Annotated in this window: 19 protein-coding genes; 8 read left to right on the top strand and 11 right to left on the bottom strand. The window is 72.5% G+C overall.

Annotated elements, in window-relative coordinates; genetic code table 11:
* Positions 1-66 precede the first annotated feature (66 nt).
* Positions 67-2,574 carry a SpoIIE family protein phosphatase gene (locus IF67_RS0127750; protein ID WP_030990191.1) on the bottom strand — a complete coding sequence of 836 codons (2,508 nt, stop codon included), beginning with the start codon at positions 2,572-2,574 and terminating at the stop codon, positions 67-69.
* A 195-nt stretch (positions 2,575-2,769) separates the two neighbouring features.
* Between IF67_RS0127750 and IF67_RS0127755 the strand changes: the two genes are divergently transcribed.
* On the top strand, positions 2,770-3,966 hold the full coding sequence (locus tag IF67_RS0127755) for a methyltransferase domain-containing protein (RefSeq protein ID WP_078889669.1): 1,197 nt from the start codon (positions 2,770-2,772) through the stop codon (positions 3,964-3,966).
* A gap of 31 nt (positions 3,967-3,997) precedes the next feature.
* On the opposite strand, the gene IF67_RS0127760 is transcribed toward IF67_RS0127755, so the two are convergent.
* Entirely contained in the window at positions 3,998-4,927 is a 930-nt protein-coding gene (locus tag IF67_RS0127760) for a GNAT family N-acetyltransferase (RefSeq protein WP_030990195.1), read from the bottom strand.
* A 288-nt stretch (positions 4,928-5,215) separates the two neighbouring features.
* Here IF67_RS0127760 and IF67_RS0127765 point away from each other — a divergent pair, with 288 nt between their 5' ends.
* The 3 genes from IF67_RS0127765 (at position 5,216) to IF67_RS0127775 (ending at position 7,449) form a co-directional block, all read left to right on the top strand.
* The gene (locus IF67_RS0127765) at positions 5,216-5,605 is read left to right on the top strand and encodes a GntR family transcriptional regulator (RefSeq protein WP_030990196.1); all 390 of its coding nucleotides are present in this window, start codon (positions 5,216-5,218) and stop codon (positions 5,603-5,605) included.
* Between the two features lie 35 nt (positions 5,606-5,640).
* Entirely contained in the window at positions 5,641-6,417 is a 777-nt protein-coding gene (ddaH, locus tag IF67_RS0127770) for a dimethylargininase (protein ID WP_030990198.1), read from the top strand.
* 69 nt (positions 6,418-6,486) lie between these two features.
* Positions 6,487-7,449, top strand: coding sequence for a pirin family protein (locus tag IF67_RS0127775; protein ID WP_030990199.1), 963 nt, complete (start codon positions 6,487-6,489; stop codon positions 7,447-7,449).
* A gap of 88 nt (positions 7,450-7,537) precedes the next feature.
* On the opposite strand, the gene IF67_RS0127780 is transcribed toward IF67_RS0127775, so the two are convergent.
* The 6 genes from IF67_RS0127780 to IF67_RS0127805 form a co-directional block, all read right to left on the bottom strand.
* A complete protein-coding gene (locus IF67_RS0127780) occupies positions 7,538-7,834 on the bottom strand; it encodes a hypothetical protein (RefSeq protein WP_030990201.1) in 297 nt (98 codons plus the stop codon).
* A 158-nt stretch (positions 7,835-7,992) separates the two neighbouring features.
* Entirely contained in the window at positions 7,993-9,105 is a 1,113-nt protein-coding gene (locus IF67_RS0127785; protein WP_030990203.1) for a DUF5925 domain-containing protein, read from the bottom strand.
* Positions 9,106-9,308: 203 nt separating this feature from the next.
* Positions 9,309-9,815: a hypothetical protein gene (locus tag IF67_RS0127790; RefSeq protein ID WP_030990204.1), complete on the bottom strand. Its 507-nt coding sequence runs from the start codon at positions 9,813-9,815 to the stop codon at positions 9,309-9,311.
* Positions 9,816-9,947: 132 nt separating this feature from the next.
* Entirely contained in the window at positions 9,948-10,241 is a 294-nt protein-coding gene (locus IF67_RS0127795) for a hypothetical protein (protein WP_030990206.1), read from the bottom strand.
* A 322-nt stretch (positions 10,242-10,563) separates the two neighbouring features.
* Positions 10,564-11,664 (bottom strand): GNAT family N-acetyltransferase, encoded by a 1,101-nt coding sequence (locus IF67_RS0127800; protein ID WP_030990207.1) that lies wholly within the window; start codon positions 11,662-11,664, stop codon positions 10,564-10,566.
* 1 nt (position 11,665) lies between these two features.
* Complete coding sequence (locus tag IF67_RS0127805) at positions 11,666-12,091, bottom strand: hypothetical protein (protein ID WP_030990209.1); 426 nt, start codon at positions 12,089-12,091, stop codon at positions 11,666-11,668.
* A 167-nt stretch (positions 12,092-12,258) separates the two neighbouring features.
* Here IF67_RS0127805 and IF67_RS0127810 point away from each other — a divergent pair, with 167 nt between their 5' ends.
* The 3 genes from IF67_RS0127810 (at position 12,259) to IF67_RS42085 (ending at position 14,554) form a co-directional block, all read left to right on the top strand.
* The gene (locus tag IF67_RS0127810; protein ID WP_030990211.1) at positions 12,259-12,969 is read left to right on the top strand and encodes a YoaK family protein; all 711 of its coding nucleotides are present in this window, start codon (positions 12,259-12,261) and stop codon (positions 12,967-12,969) included.
* A 243-nt stretch (positions 12,970-13,212) separates the two neighbouring features.
* Positions 13,213-14,019: an SGNH/GDSL hydrolase family protein gene (locus IF67_RS0127815; protein ID WP_030990212.1), complete on the top strand. Its 807-nt coding sequence runs from the start codon at positions 13,213-13,215 to the stop codon at positions 14,017-14,019.
* 271 nt (positions 14,020-14,290) lie between these two features.
* Positions 14,291-14,554, top strand: a complete 264-nt coding sequence (locus IF67_RS42085; RefSeq protein WP_078889670.1) for a hypothetical protein — start codon at positions 14,291-14,293, stop codon at positions 14,552-14,554.
* 309 nt (positions 14,555-14,863) lie between these two features.
* On the opposite strand, the gene IF67_RS0127820 is transcribed toward IF67_RS42085, so the two are convergent.
* Entirely contained in the window at positions 14,864-16,123 is a 1,260-nt protein-coding gene (locus IF67_RS0127820) for a type ISP restriction/modification enzyme (protein WP_030990214.1), read from the bottom strand.
* Positions 16,124-16,342: 219 nt separating this feature from the next.
* Here IF67_RS0127820 and IF67_RS0127825 point away from each other — a divergent pair, with 219 nt between their 5' ends.
* Positions 16,343-17,734, top strand: a complete 1,392-nt coding sequence (locus IF67_RS0127825) for an MFS transporter (RefSeq protein WP_030990216.1) — start codon at positions 16,343-16,345, stop codon at positions 17,732-17,734.
* Between the two features lie 452 nt (positions 17,735-18,186).
* Here IF67_RS0127825 and IF67_RS0127830 read toward each other — a convergent pair whose 3' ends face one another.
* Entirely contained in the window at positions 18,187-18,933 is a 747-nt protein-coding gene (locus IF67_RS0127830; protein WP_030990218.1) for a GntR family transcriptional regulator, read from the bottom strand.
* Positions 18,934-18,949: 16 nt separating this feature from the next.
* Positions 18,950-20,296, bottom strand: a complete 1,347-nt coding sequence (gene hmgA, locus IF67_RS0127835) for a homogentisate 1,2-dioxygenase (protein ID WP_030990220.1) — start codon at positions 20,294-20,296, stop codon at positions 18,950-18,952.
* Between the last annotated feature and the right edge of the window lie 112 nt (positions 20,297-20,408).

A 20,408-nucleotide genomic window follows, 5' to 3' on the forward strand; every position in this document is an offset into this window, starting at 1 on the left:
ATCGGGTGGGTCCAGGTCTCGTAGCCGCCAACTCCCGGGCCATTTCCCGCCCCTGTCCTCGCCGCCCTAGGCCCCCGTGAAGTCCCCCTGGTCCTCCAGGTGTTCGAGGAGTGCGTCCAGGTCGTCGGCCGGTTCGGGGTCGGTGGTGGTGCCGAGGGGGAGTTCGGCCCAGATGATTTTTCCCTCGGCGGTGTAGCGGGTGCCCCACCGCTGGGCGTAGCGGGCGATGAGGAACAGGCCGCGCCCTCCCTCGTCGGTGGTCCGGGCGTGGCGGAGGTGCGGGGAGGTGCTGCTGGCGTCCGAGACCTCGCAGATCAGCTCGCGGGCCCGGATCATCCGCAGGCCGATCGGTGCGGAGGCGTGCCGGAGGGCGTTGGTGACCAGTTCGCTGACGATCAGCTCGGTGGAGAAGGCGAGTTCCTCCAGGCCCCACTCCCTCAGCTGTCCGGCGGCGGTCCTGCGGGCCTCGCCGACCGCGGACGGGTCGGCGGGGATCTCCCAAGTGGCCAGCCGGGTCCGGGGCAGGGCCCGGGTACGTGCCAGCAGCAGCGCCACATCGTCGACCGGCCGCCCGCCCGGCAGACCGCCGATCACCGTGTCGCAGAGGTCCTCCAGCGGGGCTTGCGGATCGGCCAGCGCGTCGCGCAGCCTGGTGATCCCCCCGTCGAGATCGAGGGCCTTCCCCAGCAGCAGACCGTTGGTGTAAAGGGCCAGCAGACTCCCTTCCGGCAGCGGCAGTTCGACGGATTCGAAGGGCATCCCGCCCAGCCCCAGCGGTGGGCCGGTCGGCAGCTCCAGAAGCCGGCCGGTGCCCTCGGGGCTGACGAGCAGCGGAGCGGGGTGGCCGGCGCGGGCCAGGGCGCAGGAGCAGCTGACGGGGTCGTAGACGGCGTAGAGGCAGGTGGCCCCGATGGACCCGTCGTCGGTGTTCGTGTCGTGGGCGACGCGGTTGAGCATGTCGTCCAGATGCGCCAGCACCTCTTCCGGGGACAGGTCCAGGTCCGCGAGCGCCTGTACCGCGGCGCGCAGCCGCCCCATCGTGGCCGCGGCATGCACGCCGTGGCCGACCACATCGCCGACCACCAGCGCGACCCGTGCTCCGGACAGCGGGATCACGTCGAACCAGTCGCCGCCGACCCCGCTGAGGGAGTCGGCCGGCAGATAGCGGTAGGCGGCTTCCACCGCGCACTGCTCGGGCAGATCGCGCGGCAGCAGGCTGTGCTGGAGGGTGAGGGCCGCGGTGTGCTCGCGGGTGTACCGGCGGGCATTGTCGATGGAGATCGCGGCGCGGGCGACGAATTCCTCGGCGAGCACCAGGTCGTCGGGCTGGAACGGTCCGACGGGCTGCCGGCGGGCGAACGCGGCCGCTCCCAGGAAGACGCCCCGCGCCCGGAGCGGCACCACCATCAGCGAATGAAAGCCCAGTCCCCGCAGATGTGCTGCCCGGAACGGGTCATCGGCCGACCGGTCACCGTCGGCAATATCCAGCGTCTGGAGCAGCGTGGAGTCGCCCTCGGTCAGGCTCCGCACGACGGGCGCCGACGGGGGATAGGCGGCCGCCTCCCCGATGGCGACCACCGCCTCCGGGCAGCCCTCGCGGACGGACTGCGCTCCCGCCCGGCGCATGGTGAGCAGGTCCGCCGCATCGAGCGGTCCGGGCGCCGCGTCCTGGCTGGTGAGCAGCGCATCGAGCAGATCGACGGTGACGAAGTCGGCAAGATCCGGAACCGCCGCGTCGGCGAGCTCCTGCGCGGTCCGCCAGACGTCCAGCGAGCTGCCGATGCGCTCGCCGGCCTTGTTCAGCAGTGCCATCCGCTGCCGGGCCCGGTAACTTTCCGTGACGTCGAGGACCATGTAGCAGACGCCGAGCACCTGACCGGCTTCGTCCTCCAGACGGAAGAACGACGTGGAGTAGGCGTGCTCCCGTTGCGGATCGGACTGCGGACGCCCCAGGTATTCGTAGCCGACCGAGGGGATGCCCGTGCCCAGCACCCGGCGCATCTCCGCCTCGATGGCCTCCCCGTCCAGGCCCGGCTGGATGTCCGCCAGGCGCTTCCCGAGGCGCTGCGCACGGGTGGTACCGCCCATCTCCTCCAGGGCGTCGTTCAGCCACACGAACTGGAGATCGGCGTTCACCATGGCCACACCGATCGGCGACATGCCGAGAATGCCCTCCAGGAACGAGCGGCTCGCCCCCGACCAGGGCGTCTGCGCCATCTCCGCGGCGAGCACGAGACGTACGGAGTCCTTCCGGGCATCCAGGAGGGGCAGAACGCGGAACTCCAGGTCGAGGCGGTGGCCGTCCTTGTGCCGTACGGCCTCCAGTCCGCTCCAGCCGTCCGCCGACGCCAGCCGGCTCTGCCACCTGCCGTCCTGCTCGGACCCGGCGCCCACCCCGGCGAAAAGGTCCGCCAGGGGCCTGCCGACGGCCTCGGAGACCGGATAGCCGAGGAGCCGCTCCGCGCCCCGGGTCCAGCCCTGCGCCACCCCCGCACGATCGGCCGTCACCACGGCCGTCCGTGTGAGGTCGAAGACCCCGTCTCCGGAGAAACGGCTGCTCTGGGAGGCACTCATCTGACCGGTTCCGTGCCGGTCCACCATGCGGGCACGCGCTCTTCTCGCGGCGGCGCCATCGCTCCGGACCGGCCCTACAACGGTACTCCCTCACCCTGTCCGGGCGCCCTTCGCAGCGGCCCGTGGCGGACCGCTCGGCACGCGTCAGCAACGCCTCCACCCGCCGTTGTCAGTGGTCGCTGGCACCATCGGCACATGAGCACCGATGCGCCCGCCGACCCGGCCTCTCAGCCCTCCACCGGACCTTTCAACCCCCCTGCCGCCCAAGGGGAATCGGCCCTGCCGACCGCCGACGCCGCCTACTGGGAAGCGGCCGCCGCCTCCTTCGACGACGAGCCCGATCACGGCCTGCGCGACCCCGCGGTCCGTTCCGCCTGGGCCGCCCGACTGCGCGCCTGGCTCCCGGCCGGGCCCGCCACCGTCCTCGACCTGGGCTGCGGCACGGGAAGTCTGGCCCTGCTCGCCGCCGAGCTGGGCCATCGGGTCACGGGCGTCGACCGTTCCCCGCGCATGATCGCGCGGGCCCGCGCCAAGCTCGCCGGCCGGGACGCCGCGTTCGCGGTCGGTGACGCCGCCGAACCGCCCGTGGGGGAGCAGCGGTTCGATGTCGTCCTGGTGCGCCATGTCCTGTGGGCGCTGCCCGACCCGGTGGCTGCGCTGCGCCGCTGGGCCGGGCTGCTCACGCCCGGCGGCCGGCTGGTGCTGGTCGAGGGCCGCTGGGGGGAGGCCGAGCCGGTCGGCATCCCGGCCGCCGAACTCACGGACCTGGTCGAGCCGTTGGCGGCGCGGACGTACGTGGAGAGCCTCTCCGGCGATCCGGCGCTGTGGGGCAAGGAGGTGACCGACGAGCGGTATGTGCTGATCGCCGAGCCCCCGCGCCGGCACACCGAAGTGGTCGACGTCCACCTCGTCCTGCGCCGCGGCAAGGAGGTGCTGCTCGCCCGCCGGGCCGGTACGGGCTATGCGGACGGTCTGCTGCACGCCCCTTCGGGCCATGCGGAGGACGGTGAGGACGTCAGGGAAGCCATGATCCGCGAGGCCGCGGAGGAGATCGGGCTGCGGCTGGCGCCCGAGGACCTGAAGGTCGCGCTCGTCATGCAGCACTGCGCCCCGCCCCCGGCGAAGCCCCGGATCGGCTGGTTCTTCGAGGCGGCGTACGGGGCGGGCGGCGAGCCGTGGAACCGCGAGCCGGACAAGTGCGCCGAGTTGGCGTGGTTCCGGCTGGACGCGCTGCCGGACGACATGGTCGCGTACTGCCGCGCCGGCCTGGACGGACTGCGGGCGGGACACCGCTTCCTGCTCCACTGGCACCGGCCCGGCGACGCCGTCGCCCACGACCCGTCGGCCCCCTCGCGCGCGGTCGCCCTGGACGGGGCGTGGCCGAGCGGGTGAACGGGCCGGCGCGGGTGACGCGGGCGGCGCGTCAGTCCCGCCCCGCCTCCCGCACATACCGCCATGCCCCGGCGAACGGCCGGTAGCCGAAGGCGTGGTTGACGGCGAACATCGGGACGTTGCCGGCGTCGTTGTGGGTGAAGGCCTCGGTGCAGCCCGCGTCGCGGGCACGGTGGAGGGAGGCGGTCTTGGCCAGCCGGGCCAGGCCCTGGCCGCGGAAGGCGCGGCGGGTGCCGGTCATGGCGGAGGAGCAGCGGGCGCGCCCGTCGGTGGCGGCCAGTGCGAAGGCGGCGATCTCCCCGTCGACGGTCACCACCGAGGTCAGGTCCAGGTCGATGTGGGGGTGTTCCCAGGTGTGCAGCAGCCAGTCGTCGTAGGCCATGGCGTCGCAGGTGACATCGCCCGGCTCGTCCGCGGTCACCTCCGCGTCCGCCGCGTACAGCGGGTGCGGGTCGGCCTCGAAGTCCGCGCCGGTGTGCAGCCGGACGCCGGAGGGGAGGGCGGAGGGGAGCGGCGGCAGGCCGGCGGCCGTGAGATCGAGGCGCAGATAGCGTGCCCGGCGGGTGCGGCGGTAGCCGTGGCGTTCCGCGAAGGCCGGGACGCCGGGCTCGTCCACCGCCCAGGCGAAGAGCCGTTCGGCGCCGGCCGCCACGAGGTGCTCCTCGGCCGACATCAGCAGGGCATGGCCGACACCCCGGCCGCGGTGCCCGGGATGGACCTCAGGAGTGGCCGCGGCCTGGCCGGGGACGTCGGCGTCGTGCAGCACCGAGGCCTGGACCGCTCCGACGACCCGGCCGTCCAGCTCGGCGACGAACAGCCGCAGACACTGCGCCGCGGGGGCGGTGGAGACCTCCCAGGCGATGCCCTGCGGGGTGGCGAGCCGGTACGGCACCACGGCCCGTCTCAGGTCGGCGACGGCCTTGGCATCGGCGGGGCGGAAGTCGCGCACGGTAAGCGTCATGACGGCGGACGGTACGTGCCGGCAGGCCGTTGTGCCGCTCCTTTTCGCGTGAGCGGGGGAGAGGGGGAGAGAGGCGCGGCGCCTCCGGACGGTTCGCCGTCGGCAACGCCACGGTGAGCCCCCGAGGTGTGAGACCTCCCGGCACCGCAGCCGCTCCTGACGCACAATGGGTGCGACAAAACCGCGCACCGACGGGTACGAGTACGTCACGCATCCCCGGGGGACGAGCCCCCGGGAGCGGTTCGTCGTGCATCGGCCCGCACCACCACCAGCACCAGGAGCGCCACCGTGTCCCCGCAGACCTTGACCATCACCGTCGATCCGGCCGCGGACGCCGCGCCGTTCGAGCAGGTACGCACCCAGATCGCGGACCAGGCCAGGGACGGCGGTCTGCCGGTCGGCTACAAACTCCCCACCGTCCGCGGTCTGGCCGAAGACCTCGGCCTGGCCGCCAACACCGTCGCCAAGGCCTACCGCGCCCTGGAGACCGACGGTGTGATCGAGACCCGCGGCCGCAACGGCAGCTTCATCGCGGCGGCCGGCGAGGCCGCGGACAAGGAAGCCGCCGCGGCCGCCGAGAGCTACGCCCGCCGCGCCCGGCGCCTCGGCCTGGACCACCGTGCCGCCCTCGCCGCCGTCGAGGACGCCCTGCGCGCCACCTACCGCACCGACGCCTGAGCGCAGCCACCGCGCCCACGCCCGAAAGGAGCCGCATGCCCAGCAAGCAGGCGCTCGTCCGCCGTCCAGGCCCCCGCCTCGCCGAGGGCCTGGTCACCCATATCGAACGGCGCCCGGTCGACCCCGCGCTCGCCCTGCGCCAGTGGGAGGCCTACGTCCAGGTGCTGCGCGACCACGGCTGGCACACCACCGAGGTCGACCCCGCCGACGACTGCCCCGACGCGGTCTTCGTCGAGGACTCCATGGTGGTGTTCCGCAATGTCGCGCTGCTCGCCCGCCCCGGCGCCGGCCCCCGACGCGCCGAGGTGCCCGCCGCCCGCGCGGCCGTGGAGGCGCTCGGCTGCTCCGTCAACGAGATCCGGGCGCCCGGCACCCTGGACGGCGGCGACGTCCTGAAGGTCGGCGACACCCTCTACGTCGGCCGCGGCGGCCGCACCAACGCCGACGGAGTACGCCAACTCCGCGCCGTCTTCGAGCCGTTGGGCGCCCGCGTGGTCGCCGTACCGGTGAGCCGGGTGCTGCATCTCAAGTCCGCGGTGACCGCACTCCCGGACGGCACCGTCATCGGCCACCCTCCCCTGGTCGACGACCCGGCCGCGTTCCCCCGCTTCCTGCCCGTCGCCGAGGAGTCCGGCTCCCATGTCGTGCTGCTCGGCGGCGGCAAGCTGCTGATGGCCGCCTCCGCGCCCCGGAGCGCCGAGCTCTTCGCCGACCTGGGATATCAGCCGGTCGGTGTGGACATCAGCGAGTTCGAGAAGCTGGAGGGCTGTGTGACCTGCCTGTCCGTACGGCTGCGCGAGCTGTATGCATGACGGGGCATCATCCCCGGGCACCTCGTGTGCCTGCCGGGACCGTACCCCGGCCGTGCCTATCGTGGCGCCATGAGCAACCTCGAACTCAGACCCGCGCCCCATCCGTGCGGCGGCAACGGCCGTACGGGCCCGGTCCGTGATGTACAGCCCGGCAAACAGGTACCGCTCGGCGAGAGCACCGTCGTCCGCAGACTGCTGCCGAACCTCGGCCGACGGATGGTCGGCGCCTGGTGCTTCGTCGACCATTACGGCCCCGACGACATCGCCAGTGAGCCCGGGATGCAGGTGCCGCCGCATCCGCACATGGGCCTCCAGACCGTCAGCTGGCTGCGCGAGGGCGAGGTGCTGCACCGCGACAGCCTCGGCAGCCTCCAGTCCGTACGGCCGCGGGAGCTGGGCCTGATGACCTCGGGCCGGGCGATCGCGCACTCCGAGGAGTCGCCGCCCGGCCATGGCCCGTTCCTGCACGGTGCCCAGCTGTGGGTGGCGCTCCCCGGCGAACACCGCGACACCGCCCCGGCCTTCGAGCACCACACCGACCTGCCGGTGATCACCGGCGGCGGCGGACTCTCCGCCACCGTCATCCTCGGCGAACTGGACGGCGCCACCTCACCCGGTACCACCTACTCCCCGCTGGCCGGCGCCGACCTCACCCTCGCCGCCGGCACGGACGCCCGTCTGCCGGTCGACCCCGACTTCGAGTACGCGGCGCTGGCCATCTCCGGCGAGAGCCAGGTCGACGGGGTGCGCCTGGCCCCCGGCGCTCTCCTCTACCTCGGCTGCGGACGCAGCGAACTGCCCCTGCGCGCCGACTCCGACAGCAGCCTGATGCTGCTCGGCGGCGAACCCTTCGAGGAGAAGATCGTCATGTGGTGGAACTTCGTGGGGCGGTCACAGGAGGACATCGAGGAGGCGCGTGCGGACTGGATGGCGGGGCAGCGATTCGGCCAGGTGAAGGGGTACGACGGGGGGCCGCTGCCCGCTCCGGAACTGCCTCCGGTGCCGCTGAAGGCGCGGGGAAGGGCGCGCTGACCTGCGGCGATACCGGTGGTCCCGGGGTTCCATGGCGGCATCCGTCCGTTCCGGGGGCCGGTGCGGACTGTCGACCTGTGCGGACCGTTCACAGGTCCGGATGGTCGGGTACGGGGGAGGCGGCGATGGCGTCGTCGAGGATCTGCTCCCGCCCCGAGATGATCAGCCTGTTGAGGGCGGCGGCCAGGGGGAGGATCTCGCCGGGCCCGCTCGGGGCGGTGATCCGGGGGGACGACTCCTCGAGGAAGGTCATCGCCTTCCGCATGAGGCGGTGCGCCTCGGGAGTGGTGGGAAGAGCATCGGCTCTGATCAGGTTGAGCATCGTCTCCAGTGCCTCGGCCAGCTCGCGGACCGTTTCGCGCATCTCGGTTTCATCGGACTCCATGCCGCATACGATCGCGGATCGCGGGGGGTTACGCCATGCCGCCCGTCTCGGCCGGAGGGCGGCCGCCGCCGCACCGCGGTTCGGCGGTGCGGCAGCGGTACGGCAGTGGTGCGGCCGCCCTTCGCAGGATCTCCGGGGCGCGGGGGCGCGGGGCGCGGTCAGAGGTACAGCCCGGCATCGGCTCCGGCGTCCTGGGCCGGGACCGACGTGGGCCGGATGCCGCGGCGCAGCGCATAGAGTTCGGCGAGCGAGGCGCCCTCGCGTCCGATGCCCGCTTCCGTGCCGAGCCACCGCACGGCCTCCGCGCGGCTCAGCGGGCCGACCTCGATACGGGCCAGACAGCGCCCGGGGCGGATCACCGCCGGATGCATCCGCTCCAGATCCTCGTTGGTGGTCACGCCGACCAGGACGTTACGGCCCTGGCCCAGCAGTCCGTCCGTCAGATTGAGCAGCCGGGACAGCGCCTGGCCCGCGGCGTGCTTGGCCTCGCCGCGGATCAGTTCGTCGCAGTCCTCCAGGAGCAGCAGCCGCCAGCGGCCCTTGCCGGTGCTGTCGTCCTCGCCGATCGCGATGTCCATCAGATAGCCGACGTCGTTGAACAGCCGCTCCGGGTCCAGCACACAGTCCACCTGGCACCAGTCGCGCCAGGAGCGGGCGAGCGTGCGCAGCGCGGAGGTCTTGCCCGTACCGGGCGGGCCGTGCAGCAACAGCAGCCGGCCGGCGATCTCCTCGGGAGCCACCTTCATCAGCCGGTCCATCGCATCGGCCACCGGAGCGGTGTAGTTGGGCCGGATCTCCTCCCAGGTGCCGGCCGAGATCTGGCGGGACGTACGGTGCGGTCCACGGCGTGGGGAGAAGTACCAAAAGCCCATCGGGACGTTCTCCGGCTGCGGCTCCGGTTCGTCCTGCGCCCCGTCCGCGGCCTGTGCCAGCACCTTCTCGGCGAGGGCGTCGGTGACGGCGGTGACCGTCACATCGGCGCCGCGGTTCCAGCGCGAGACCAGCAGGGTGAAACCGTCGCCCTCGGCGAGCGTGGCGCTGCGGTCCTCGTCCTTCGCCGAGCGCAGGATCCGTGCGCCCGTCGGCAGCAGCGTCAGTCCCGACTTCACCCGGTCCAGGGACCGGCTGCGGGCGTACGGCTGTTCGCCCTTGGCGAACCGCCCCAGGAAGAGCGCATCGACGACATCGGAGGGCGAATCGCTGTCGTCCATGGTCAGCCGGAGCGGAAGGGACTCCTCGGCGGCGGTCGGCTGGACGTGATCGGCACACATGCCGCCATGATCTGTCACAGCGGCCCGTCGCGTACACGGATTATCCCGGCGTTTTCCCTGTACCAGAACAGAACTGTTACCCAGAAAGCCGGGCGTAACGGTTCCTTCGCTCGCTAATCTGCCCAATGTGCGACGTCATGGGGGGAACGTCAGGGCCGGGTCCTTACGATTGCGGACTCGCCGACCGGCTCTCTGGTCATCCCTCACGACATCGTCATGAACCGCTGCACCAGCGCCGCCAGGAACACCAGAAGCAGCGGTTGCGAGAACCAGAACAGCCCCTGGATCCAGTGCAGTTGGCGCACGCTCGGCGCGACCGCGACCCGGAGCACCTCGCGCGCCGCCAGCACCACGACCAGCGCGAGCGCGGCCGGCGCACCGAGCACCGACCACGGGGTCCAGGTCACCTGCGGACCGGGCCGGCCGGGCCGGGGCTGCGGGACCTCGCCCGCCGGGCGCCGCGTCAGCTCGTAGACCGCCGCATGCCGGTTGGAGAGCACCCGCCGCAGCTCGGGGCGCCCGTCCAGGGCGGTGCGCAGCCGCGCTTCCCAGTCCTTGCGGTATCCGGAGTCCAGCCGCAGCGACTCCGACTGGCCGTGGTTGACGATGAGGTACGACTGCGGCCCCGCGTCCCGCAGGGCGGTGACGACCGGGCCGACCCGGCCCGGATCGCGCGGCGCCAGGGCCGGTTCGTACTGCACCCGCTCCATGTCCTCCGTCGGCCAGCACCGCGAGCTGCGCGGCGAAGGCCTCGGGCGGCACGGACAGCTCCCGTACGGCGGGTGTGGGGGCCACGGTCACCGCGTGGTACATCAAAATCGGCACCACGGTCGGGTGTTCGCTCATGCCGCCGCCCTCTCGCGCGCCGGGACCGCCCCCACGGCACCGCTCTCCGCGTGGTCCCCGCCCACCGGGGTCTCGAAGGGTGCGCGCTTCCCGCGGGCCCGTACGGTTCCCCACACATAGCCGCCCGCCGCGGCCGCCACCCCGGCGACGATCGCGCCCGCCCGGCCTGCGCCGCCCGGCCTGCGCAGCAGCGCGTCCCGTACCCCGCGCAGCACCCCCACGGGCAGCACCCGGGTCGTGTAACGCCGCTCGGTCGCCAGCCCGTCCCGCGCGCCGACGCTGCGGGCCACCAGCGCCCTCGTGCTCCGGTCATCGGCAAGCAGTGATCAGCAGGCGACGACCGAGCGCACGGGCCCCCCCGCGCACCGCACCGGTCGCTTCATCGTGTCGCTCGCGCTCTCCCCAAGAGCCGTCTTGCGAGGATCGTCCGATGCGGGTGGGTGTCCGTCGCAATTGATGACTGGGACTGTAGGGCACGACTTCCGGCGTCAAATACCCTTTGCGGCAACCGGCAGGTGCACATGGGGGCACGCCCGTATTGATGCACCGGCGCGCGCCCCGTTGCGCCGTCTTGAAGGCTGCGAAAACCAGGGCGCCGGGGGCTTGCGACGGTTATGAGTCATCCCCCGACCGGATCCGGCCCACCCGCTTGAGCAGGCGGTCGGCGGGCGCGAACAGCTCCGGCCTGGCCAGCACCGCATTGCGCAGCGCACGGACCGGCGCACGCCGCGCGCGATGCCCCAGTGCCACGGGATGCCGCCGCATCACCCACCCCTCGGACACCACGAGCTCACGGGTCTTGAGGGAGTCCTTGTCATCTTTCGCACCGCGCCTCAGGTCGAGATAGTCCATGGAGTCCGCGGCCGCCGCCTGCGCCATCCGCAGATGCAGCACCAGCCCGGGGGAGAACTTCGCGAACTGCGGGTCGTAGGCCGGGAACCAGCAGGCGAGGACGGACGGTGAACGCAGCCCGAAGTGCGCCGCGACCGGCCGCTCGCCCGCGTACAGCACCGACAGCAGCCCCGCGAAGGATTCCGTACGGGTGTGGAAGAGCCGCTGTGCGAGCCGGACGATCCAGGGCTGTGCAAAGCGGTCGCTGCGACCCGTCCTGCGGTACTGCGCGGACTTCCACCGCATGAGCTCCCGCAGCGCCGCCGGATCGCGCTCGTCATGGACATAGCGCAGCGGCCCGATGTCCCGGCCGAGCTTGCGTTCCTTGGCGAGGGTGGACCGGGTGAACTTCGGCGACCGGGCCCGCAGTCCCGTCAGATAGGCCTCGAAGCCCTGGTCCACCTCGATGACGGGCGAGGCGTGACCGCTGAACGAGGCCGCCTCGAAGGGGCTCTGGCCGGCCACCAGGTGGTCGAACTCCAGCACCGACAGCCCGCAGGCCCGCAGCAGCTCCTGGGCGTCCCACCGGAACCCGGGCCGGTGCACCAGCCCCTGGGCATCCGAGACGCCCAGGCCGATCGCCCGGCCGGTCCCGAGCGCCGAGCGCTGGAAGGGCAGAAACGCGGCAGGACCGCCGTCCTGGTGGAGCACCGCGATGCGTACCCCGCCGCGGCAGTGGCCGACGGCCAGCGTGAACTCGGGGGAGAGGAAGGGGTTCGCCAGCTGCGGCGCCCCCAGGGAGCGTGCCCGGGACTGGAGGGCGGTCCAGGCGCTCCGGTCGGCCCCGGTCAGTTCACCGGGACGGTACACCGCCACGTCCATATCAGTCCGCCCGGCTTCCGGGCGCCCGGCGGGCCCGCCGCCGCACCGCGCCGACCAGCAACAGGGCGCCGCTGAGCGCCGCCACGGCGAGAACACCGCCGCGCAGCGACCACAGATGCAGCGCGAGCATGGTCTGTGCCACCAGCAGATCGACGGCCAGCGCGCCGGCCCCGGCGGCGACCGCGCGGCCGAGCGGATCCATCCGGCCGAGCAGCACGGCGAGCGCACCGGCCGGCGCCATCAGAAGGAAGAAGAGGGTGAACGGCGCACGGAGCGGCGAGCCGATGCCGGCGAGCGCGAGGACGGCGCCGATGGCACCGATGCCGGCCGCCACCCCCGCGACCAGCGACACGGTGGCGCTCGTCGGCCGGTCGTCGGGTGGTGGCTGATCGTACGAGCCGTCGTGAGCGATGGTCTTGGTGTGCATTGGCAGCTTCGCCCCCCATAAGCGCCGGATGCTACGCAACCGGGTACGGGGCGGGGCTCCGGCGGGCCGCCCTCGGACGGCGCAATGGCGGCTGTGCGGGCCGGCCGTCCGGAGACTGGGAGGACGTGCCGGGAGGCGGGGTGACACCGCTGGAAGGAGCCGCGTCCGTGGAGCCGCCGAGCGGAACCGTCCTGACGGTGATCATGGTAGGTCTGACCGTGGCCACCGGAGTGCTCGACGCCGTCAGCTTTCTGGCGCTCGGTCAGGTCTTCACCGCCAACCAGACCGGCAATCTGCTCTTCCTCGGCTTCGGGATCGCCGGGCAGGGCGGGCGGCCGGTCCTGGTGACGGCGGTGTCGCTCGGCGCCTTTGCGGTGGGCGCGGCGCTGGGGGCCCGGCTGGAATCGGCGCTGGCCGCTCGGCACCACCAGTGGTTCCCGGTCGCGCTGACCACGGAGGCGGCGCTGTTGGTCGCCGCCGCGGCGGCCGCCTGGGAGTCGGGGCCGTCCCGCGGCCTGCCGCCGGGCCGGCGCTGTGCCGCCATCGGGCTGATGGCGGTGGCGATGGGCCTGCGCAATGTCACCGCCATACGGGCCGCCGTGCCCGACCTCACGACGACGGTGGCGACCCGGGCGATGACGGCCCTGGTGAGCGGGTCACCACTGGGGCGCGACAAGAGACTGGGGTACGGCAGCCACGCCGGGGGCCGCCGATTGTTCTCGGTCGCGGGGCTGTTCGCCGGCGGCCTCCTCGGTGCCGGGCTGCTCGGCCTGGGGACCCGTCCGGCACTGGTGCTCCTGCTGGTGGCCGCGTTCATCGCGGCCACCGCCTTCCTCGTGCCCGGCCTCGCCCGCCGCCGGCGCACCACCGAGGGCTGACGTGTCCGCCGGCTGCCCGCGGGTGTCAAGATCGCGCCCCACCGCACGGGCCCGATCAGGCCGCCCCGCTTCGGCCGTGATAGCTGTCGCCGCCCTGCACGCCGGAGCAGGAACGTGCGGTGAATATCCCCCCGGAACGGCACATTTGCCGTGGACCGTTCACCATTTTTGGCATGGACACTTCCGGCTACCGGCGAGTTTTGGTACGACAAAAGTGGCAGAGATCCTGCTAAGGGAGGTTCCATGAGACTGTCCCGGTTTGCGGCCTTGACGTCCGCCTTCTTCGTCACCACGGCGCTCGCGCTCACCGGCGCGGGCGCCGCCGCGTCCGCCCAACTCCCCACCGCCACGGGCTATGTGGCCCTCGGCGACTCCTACTCCTCCGGTGTCGGAGCCGGCAGCTACGACAGCGCCAGCGGCTCCTGCAAGCGCAGCTCCAAGGCCTACCCGGCCCTCTGGGCGGCCGCGCATTCCCCCTCCTCCTTCCAGTTCACCGCCTGCTCCGGCGCCCGAACGGGTGACGTCCTGAGCGGTCAGCTCGCCCCCCTCAACAGCTCCACCGGCCTGGTCAGCATCTCCATCGGCGGCAACGACGCAGGTTTCGCCGACACCATGACGACCTGTGCGCTCCAGGGCGAGAGCGCCTGTCTGTCACGGGTGGCCCAGGCCAGGAGCTACATCGACAACACCCTGCCCGGTCAGCTCGACGGGGTGTACAACGCCATCTCCCAGAAGGCCCCGGCCGCGCATGTGGTGGTCGTCGGCTACCCCCACTTCTACAAGCTCGGCGGCAGCTGTATCGCCGGCCTCTCCGAGAAGTCCCGCGCCGCGATCAACGCCGCGGCCGACGACATCAACGGCGCCACCGCCAAGCGGGCGGCCGACCACGGCTTCCGCTTCGCCGATGTCAATGCCACCTTTACCGGCCATGAGCTGTGCTCCGGCAGTGCCTGGCTGCACAGCGTGACCTTCCCCGTCCTGGAGTCCTACCACCCCACCGCCACCGGGCAGTCCGGCGGCTATCTGCCGGTGTTCGCCTCCGCTGCGTAATCATCCGCCCGCCGGGCGCCGGGGGGAGACGGTGAGATCCCGCTCTCTTCCCGGCGGCCCTGGCGGCCTGTCAGGCATCCCGCAGGGCTTCCGCCGAAGCCCGATGACGCTCAACTCGCCCTGGTCCATGCGGTGTACGTGACATTCCGTATGGTGTTCGTCAACGTCAAGGCGAGGCAGGTGAATCCGTTGACCGGTCTGCACGCGTGTCCTCCGAGAGAGATAGGGTTACCCTGCCCGGGCCGGGTGCCCTCGTAGGGTGGGGAGAGTCATGGAACAGATAACAGTGCGTAGCAGGGCGCGAGTCCCTGCCATCAACTGCGGGAGCAGTGCGTCCAGTACGCGTCTCGACCGCCATCTCGCGGTGCTGGGTGGTCCCGCCATCCCACAGCGTGAGGCGGAGGGGGCGACGTTGCTGATGCGAGAGCTCACCAAGCGTGATCATTCGCGTACGAGGAACGGCCGCGGCGCCAGGGTGTCGCTGTTCGCGCCGCTGCGCAGGCTGCGGCGCTCGCTGTTCGGGGGTCACGGCTGAGCCGCTTCTGAAGCGGTATCTCGGGCGATCACACCGTCCCGGCGCAGCACTGCGGTCCGATCGCTCGTCAGGCCCAGGGCGCCGGCAGCTAGTCGGTGTGCTCGCCGGGGCGGAATTCCTCGCCCCTGAGGTGCCGTGCGGCGCCCGCTCTTCGCCCGGCCTCGTCCCCGCCCGGCCGGTGCACCACTCCCCACCACCCGTTGCTCCGCGACGGGTGGGTTTTTTTTGTCCGTGACACTGTGCTGCCGGTCCTGAGCGGTGGAGAGCACGACGCCGGGCGGACACGGGCAGCGCCGCGGACCGGGGCGCTCACAACAGCGCGAACTGCCCCTCCGGACCCTCCTCGTGATGGTCGAGCACGGAGGCCGGACGGTGCGCGGAGACCGGCGCCGGGAGGATGCCGGCCGCGCGCAGTTCGCCCGCCGTCAGCTGCGGACCGTCCGTCGTCCGCTCCCGCAACTCCTCGCACTCCGGACGGAGTTCGTCCAGCAGCGCCAGTACGGTGATCAGCTCCAGCAGCTCCGACGTCCACTCCTGCGGCCAGTTCGCGGGGCGCAGCGCCGCCAGCGAACCGGCCTCGGGCGCCTCCGTCCCCGCCGCGGCGGCGCCGGTGCGCTCGGCCAGCCAGGCCTCCAGGACGCGTACGCCGCCCGCGTGGAAGTCCCAGGCGCCCCGCGGCACCGGTGAGATCCGGCCGTCACCGAGCAGCAGCGCCTCCTCCTCCGGGTCGTAGCCGAAGTCCTGGGGCAGTCCGCGGGCGGGGAGCGCGGAGCGTACGTACGGGCGCCGGCCGCCCGGCATCCGGGGCCGTTCGCCGCCGCCGGCGCCCGCCGCCCCGGGCGCGCAGGCGCCACGGGTGCCGAGCCACAGCAGCCGTTCACCGAGCGCGACGCCGCGGTCCCAGAGCTCCGGGGCGGCGGTGAGCGGCACCGTGCAGCCGTCGGGGGAGTGCTGGGCGCTCACGGCGAGCCAGGCGAGCAGATCCGTCGGGCCTGCCGGGCGGTCCAGGCGCCGGGCGAGCAGCTCGAGCAGGCCCGGGGCGAGATTCGGCTCCTGCCCGCCGGGCCGCCGGTAGAGCGGATGGATCCGTCCGGGGCGGCCGGCCGGCGAACGCCCGTCGGGCAGCAGCGTGGAGCACACCACCGCGGGGCCGGGCACCTGCGGCACCTGCCCCCACTCGACGACGAACAGCTGCCGTGCGTCCGCCACCCGCCACAGCTCCGGCCGCGCCCCGTCGATCAGCCGGTGGTCGGGCAGCAGCCACTGCTGGTCGAAGGGGCCGTGCGCCACCCGCACCGGCTCGGGGCACGGCCCGCTCGCCCGGTGGAGCCGCTCGGTGGGGGTGGCCTGGCCCGGCAGCTGGCCGACGGCGGAGTGCAGGGTCCGGGCGCGGGACGGCCGGAACAGCCGTTCGCGGGCCGCCGCGTCCTCGGCGTCCACCAGCGCCGCCCAGCGGGCGCGCAGCGTGGCCGGATCGGGCGCCAGTACCCAGGAACGGCCGAGCCGCAGCGGCGCCACGGACCACGGCATGAGATCGGACAGCCGTGGCGCGTCCTGCTTCGCCGTCACGCGGAGCCCCTCCCGGACCGTTCGGTTGACCCCGGCATGGTATCCACCGGCCCCGCGCCCGTACCGAATCCGCAGGTTCTGTCCACCGTCCGGGGCGGGCGGGCAGGCGGTCTTCCGCTTGCTGATCTTGAAGGAGTACGGTCCTGGCCGTACGCCCGACCACGCGGTGCGGACCTGGCTCCGCCCTGTGCGCCGGGACCTGCTCAGGGGAGGACCGCTATGACGGACACCACCTCCTCCACGCCTGAACGGCGCGGGGGACCCCCCATCGGCCACCGGGCCGCCGCGCGGCTGGACCGGCTGCCGCCGTCCCGGTGGCACCGCCGGATCACCCTCATCGTCGGCCTCGGCGCCTTCTTCGACCTCTACGAGATCTTCCTCGGCGGGGTGCTGGCCGCGGTCCTCGCCGAGCAGTGGCACCTCGGGCACACCGCGAAGTCCTGGGTGATCGCCGCCGGGTTCCTCGGGATGTTCGTCGGTGCGAATGTGCTGTCGGTACTCGCCGACCGCTTCGGGCGGCGCCGGATGTTCATGATCAACCTGGCGGCGTACTCGTTCTTCTCGCTGCTGTGCGCCTTCGCCCCGGACCTGTCCTGGCTCCTGGTGCTGCGCTTTCTGTCCGGCCTCGGGCTCGGCGCCGAACTCGTGCTGGTGGACACCTATCTCGCGGAGTTCCTGCCCCGGGCGGTGCGCGGGCGCTATATCGCCCATGCGTACACCTTCGGGTTCCTCGGCGTTCCGGTCGCCGCGCTGCTCGGCGCCCGGCTGGTGGCCGAGCAGCGGCTGCTGGGCATCGAGGGCTGGCGCTGGCTACTGGTGGCCGGTGCGCTGGGTGCCGCGTTCATCCAGCTCATGCGCCGCCAACTGCCGGAATCACCACGGTGGTTGACGGTACGGGGGCGGGGTGAGGAGGCCGAACGGATCGTGGCCGGGCTGGAGGAGCGGGTGGCCCGGGAGAGCGGCGGCAGCCTGCCGTCCGTACCGGAGGCGGAGACCGTCCCGGAGCGGAAGGTGCCGCTGGCCGACATGTTCCGGGGCGACCAGCGGCGGCGCACCGTCATGTGGTGGATCTTCCAGGTGCTCCAGACCGTCGGCTACTACGGCTTCGGGTCGCTGGCGCCGGTGGTGCTCACCGCGAAGGGCCACACCGTCACCGAGTCGCTGCTGTACGCGGCGCTGAGCTTCTGCGGCTATCCGATCGGCTCCGCGCTGTCCGTCCCGCTCATCGACCGGATCGAGCGCCGGACGCTGATCATCGCCTCGGCGCTCGGTATCGCCGGCTGCGGTCTGGCCTTCGGGTTCGCCGACGCCACCTGGGCCGTCGTCTCCTTCGGCTTCCTGCTGACGGTGTGCAGCAATGTCTTCTCCAACGCCTTCCACGTCTACCAGACCGAGATCTTCCCGACCGGTCTGCGCAGCAGCGCGATCGGCATCGCCTACTCGCTGTCCCGGCTCACCTCGGTCCTGCTGCCGTTCGTCGCGCTGAGTGTGCTGAACGACCTCGGAGCGGCCGCGGTGTTCACCGGCTCGGCGGCGCTGATGCTGCTGCTGTGCCTGGACGTGGCACTGCTGGGGCCGCGTAGTACGGGGCGGAGCCTTGAGAGAATTTGAGCCCACGTTTTTGTCTTTCCCGCCGTTCCGCTGCGCTTTGCGTCCCCCTGCGTCTTCGGCTTTCCCGCCGTGGAGGTTTCCCGCCGTTGCGCCTGCGGCGGCGGGTCCGCTGCGCGGGGCTGTCGGGGTGCGGTGACGGGCCTCCGCGGGTGGGTGTCCGGACTGCTTCGCTTTACGTCCGGACACCCACCCGCTCCGGCCCGTCCCCTCCCGTTGGGGGGCGGGAAAAGCCAGGTGGGCGTGAACGTGGGTGGTCCGGTGCACCTCGTGGTCACGGTCATGACGGAGCGATCAAAGGAGCCGCACGGCCATGCCCTTGGCCCGCCCCCACTCACCTTCACTCATCCACCCACGGGAGGGGACGGGCCGGAGGGGCCGGTGTGTGGGACGTAAAGCGAAGCAGTCCCACACACCGGCCCCGGAGGTCCGTCACCGCACCCGACAACCACAGGTCAAGCCTCCAGCGTCACCGTGAACGAGAAGCGGTCGCCCCGGTAGTGGATCCGGGCGACGTCGACCGCGCGGCCGTCCTCGTCGTAGGTGATGCCCGTGTAGTGCAGGATCGGGCTCAGCAGCGGAACCTGGAGCAGCCGGGCGGTCTCCGGGTCGGCCAGCCGGGCCTCGACGGTGTCGGTGATCCGGCTGATCCGTACGCCCACCGCGTCCCGCAGCACCTTCGTCATCGGCGAGCGCAGCAGATCCGCCGGATCGATCAGGGCGGCGACGTCGGGGCGTACATAGTTGTGTGCGTGGTTGGTCGGCTCGCCGGTCTCCTCGTCGCTGCGCAGCCGACGGAATCCGGTCACCTCGGCCAGGCCCGGGAAGTACTCGGACAGTTCGGACGGCACCGTGGTGGGTCCGTGCTCCAGCAGCTCGGTGGTCATCCCGGACTGCTGGGCCACGATCGCGTCCACCGAACCCAGCAGCCGTACCGGCGCACCGCGCCGGGCGCTCGGCTCGATGAAGGTGCCCCGGCGCCGGTGCCGGCTGATCAGGCCCTCCGCCTCCAGTTCCTTGAGGGCCTGGCGCATGGTCAGCACGCTCACGCCGTAGTGCGCGGCGAGCGCGTCCTCGGTGGGCAGCCGCAGCGGCGCCTCGGGGGAACGGCCCAGTATGGAGGCGCGCAGCGACTGCGAGACCTGGTACCACAGCGGCAGCTTGCGGTTCAGGGCGAGCGAGTCGGGAGCGAAGGTGGTCACGAGGCGATCCCCGGTGTCACGGGCGGAAGTGGCGCTGGAGACCCTGCCATACGTCGTCGTAACCGCGCTGGAGATGGCCGGCGCCCCGGGCCTGTTCGGTCAGCGTCAGCGGCCAGCGGGTCTCGAACATGAAGGCCAGCCCGTCGTCGATCTTCTGCGGTCGCAGCTCGGCGGCGCTCGCCCGGTCGAAGGTCTCCCGGTCGGGTCCGTGCGCCGACATCATGTTGTGCAGGGAGCCGCCGCCCGGCACAAAACCCTCGGCCTTGGCGTCGTAGGCGCCCTCGATCAGACCCATGTACTCGGTCATCACATTGCGGTGGAAGTACGGCGGCCGGAAGGTGTCCTCGCCGACCAGCCAGCGGGGTGCGAAGGCCACGAAGTCCACGCCCGCCAGGCCCGGGGTGTCGGAGGGGGAGGTGAGGACGGTGAAGATCGACGGGTCGGGGTGGTCATAGCTGATCGAGCCGATGACATTGAAGCGGCGCAGGTCATAGACGTACGGGACGTGGTTGCCGTGCCAGGCGACGACATCCAGCGGTGAGTGGTCGTAGGTGGCCGTCCAGAGGTTGCCGCAGAACTTGTTGACGACCTCGACGGGGCCCTCGACGTCCTCGTAGGCGGCGACCGGGGCGCGGAAGTCCCGGGGGTTGGCCAGGCCGTTGGCGCCGATCGGGCCGAGGTCGGGGAGCTGGAAGGGCCGTCCGTAGTTCTCGCATACATAGCCGCGAGCTGTCGGGCTCGGCCCGTCGGATGCAGCGTCCAGCAGCTCGACGCGGAAGCGGACGCCGCGCGGGATCAGCGCCACCTCGCCCGGTTCGGCGTGCAGCAGGCCGAGTTCGGTGCGCAGCAGCAGCCCGCCGCGCTCCGGCACGATCAGCAGCTCGCCGTCCGCGTTGCCGAACACCCGCCGGTCCATGGAGGTGTTGGCGCAGTAGAGGTGGACGGCGATACCGGTGCGCTGGGTGGCGTCGCCGTTGCCGCCCAGCGTCCACAACCCGTCCAGGAAGTCGGCCGGGCCCGCGGGTTCGGGCAGGGGGTTCCAGCGCAGCCGGTTGGGGTCGGGGACGCAGTCGGTGAACGGCGCCGAGCGGACCGCGCGCTGTTCGGCGCGGACGAACGGCGGATGCGCGGCCGACGGGCGGATGCGGTAGAGCCAGGAGCGGTGGTTGTGGTCGCGCGGTTCGGTGAACGCCGACCCGCTGAGCTGCTCGGCATACAGGCCGAGCGGTGCGCGCTGAGGGGAGTTGCAGCCCGCCGGCAGGGCACCCGGCACGGCCTCCGAGCTGTGCTCGTTGCCGAAGCCGGTGGCGTACGCCGGCCCTTCGGCCGTCTTCCTCGCCTGCTCGCTGCCCGTGCCTGCCATCGCGTGCTCCCGCCGCTCAAGGAATCCTATGCAAGACCTTAGGATTGCGGTGGGGGGCCGTCAACGGAGAGTCCCGGCCGCGTCGGCCGGATCGCGCCGATGGCGCCCCGCC

The sequence above is a fragment of the Streptomyces sp. NRRL S-1813 genome (assembly GCF_000719605.1).
GTDB classification, from domain to species: domain Bacteria; phylum Actinomycetota; class Actinomycetes; order Streptomycetales; family Streptomycetaceae; genus Streptomyces; species Streptomyces decoyicus.

Excerpts from the sequence above, each read along its gene's own strand:
- IF67_RS0127750 (WP_030990191.1), bottom strand. The coding sequence starts at position 2,574 with ATGAGTGCCTCCCAGAGCAGCCGTTTCTCCGGAGACGGGGTCTTCGAC.
- IF67_RS0127755 (WP_078889669.1), top strand. The coding sequence starts at position 2,770 with ATGAGCACCGATGCGCCCGCCGACCCGGCCTCTCAGCCCTCCACCGGA.
- IF67_RS0127760 (WP_030990195.1), bottom strand. The coding sequence starts at position 4,927 with ATGACGCTTACCGTGCGCGACTTCCGCCCCGCCGATGCCAAGGCCGTC.
- ddaH (WP_030990198.1), top strand. The coding sequence starts at position 5,641 with ATGCCCAGCAAGCAGGCGCTCGTCCGCCGTCCAGGCCCCCGCCTCGCC.
- IF67_RS0127775 (WP_030990199.1), top strand. The coding sequence starts at position 6,487 with ATGAGCAACCTCGAACTCAGACCCGCGCCCCATCCGTGCGGCGGCAAC.
- IF67_RS0127780 (WP_030990201.1), bottom strand. The coding sequence starts at position 7,834 with ATGGAGTCCGATGAAACCGAGATGCGCGAAACGGTCCGCGAGCTGGCC.
- IF67_RS0127785 (WP_030990203.1), bottom strand. The coding sequence starts at position 9,105 with ATGTGTGCCGATCACGTCCAGCCGACCGCCGCCGAGGAGTCCCTTCCG.
- IF67_RS0127790 (WP_030990204.1), bottom strand. The coding sequence starts at position 9,815 with ATGGAGCGGGTGCAGTACGAACCGGCCCTGGCGCCGCGCGATCCGGGC.
- IF67_RS0127800 (WP_030990207.1), bottom strand. The coding sequence starts at position 11,664 with ATGGACGTGGCGGTGTACCGTCCCGGTGAACTGACCGGGGCCGACCGG.
- IF67_RS0127805 (WP_030990209.1), bottom strand. The coding sequence starts at position 12,091 with ATGCACACCAAGACCATCGCTCACGACGGCTCGTACGATCAGCCACCA.
- IF67_RS0127815 (WP_030990212.1), top strand. The coding sequence starts at position 13,213 with ATGAGACTGTCCCGGTTTGCGGCCTTGACGTCCGCCTTCTTCGTCACC.
- IF67_RS42085 (WP_078889670.1), top strand. The coding sequence starts at position 14,291 with ATGGAACAGATAACAGTGCGTAGCAGGGCGCGAGTCCCTGCCATCAAC.
- IF67_RS0127825 (WP_030990216.1), top strand. The coding sequence starts at position 16,343 with ATGACGGACACCACCTCCTCCACGCCTGAACGGCGCGGGGGACCCCCC.
- hmgA (WP_030990220.1), bottom strand. The coding sequence starts at position 20,296 with ATGGCAGGCACGGGCAGCGAGCAGGCGAGGAAGACGGCCGAAGGGCCG.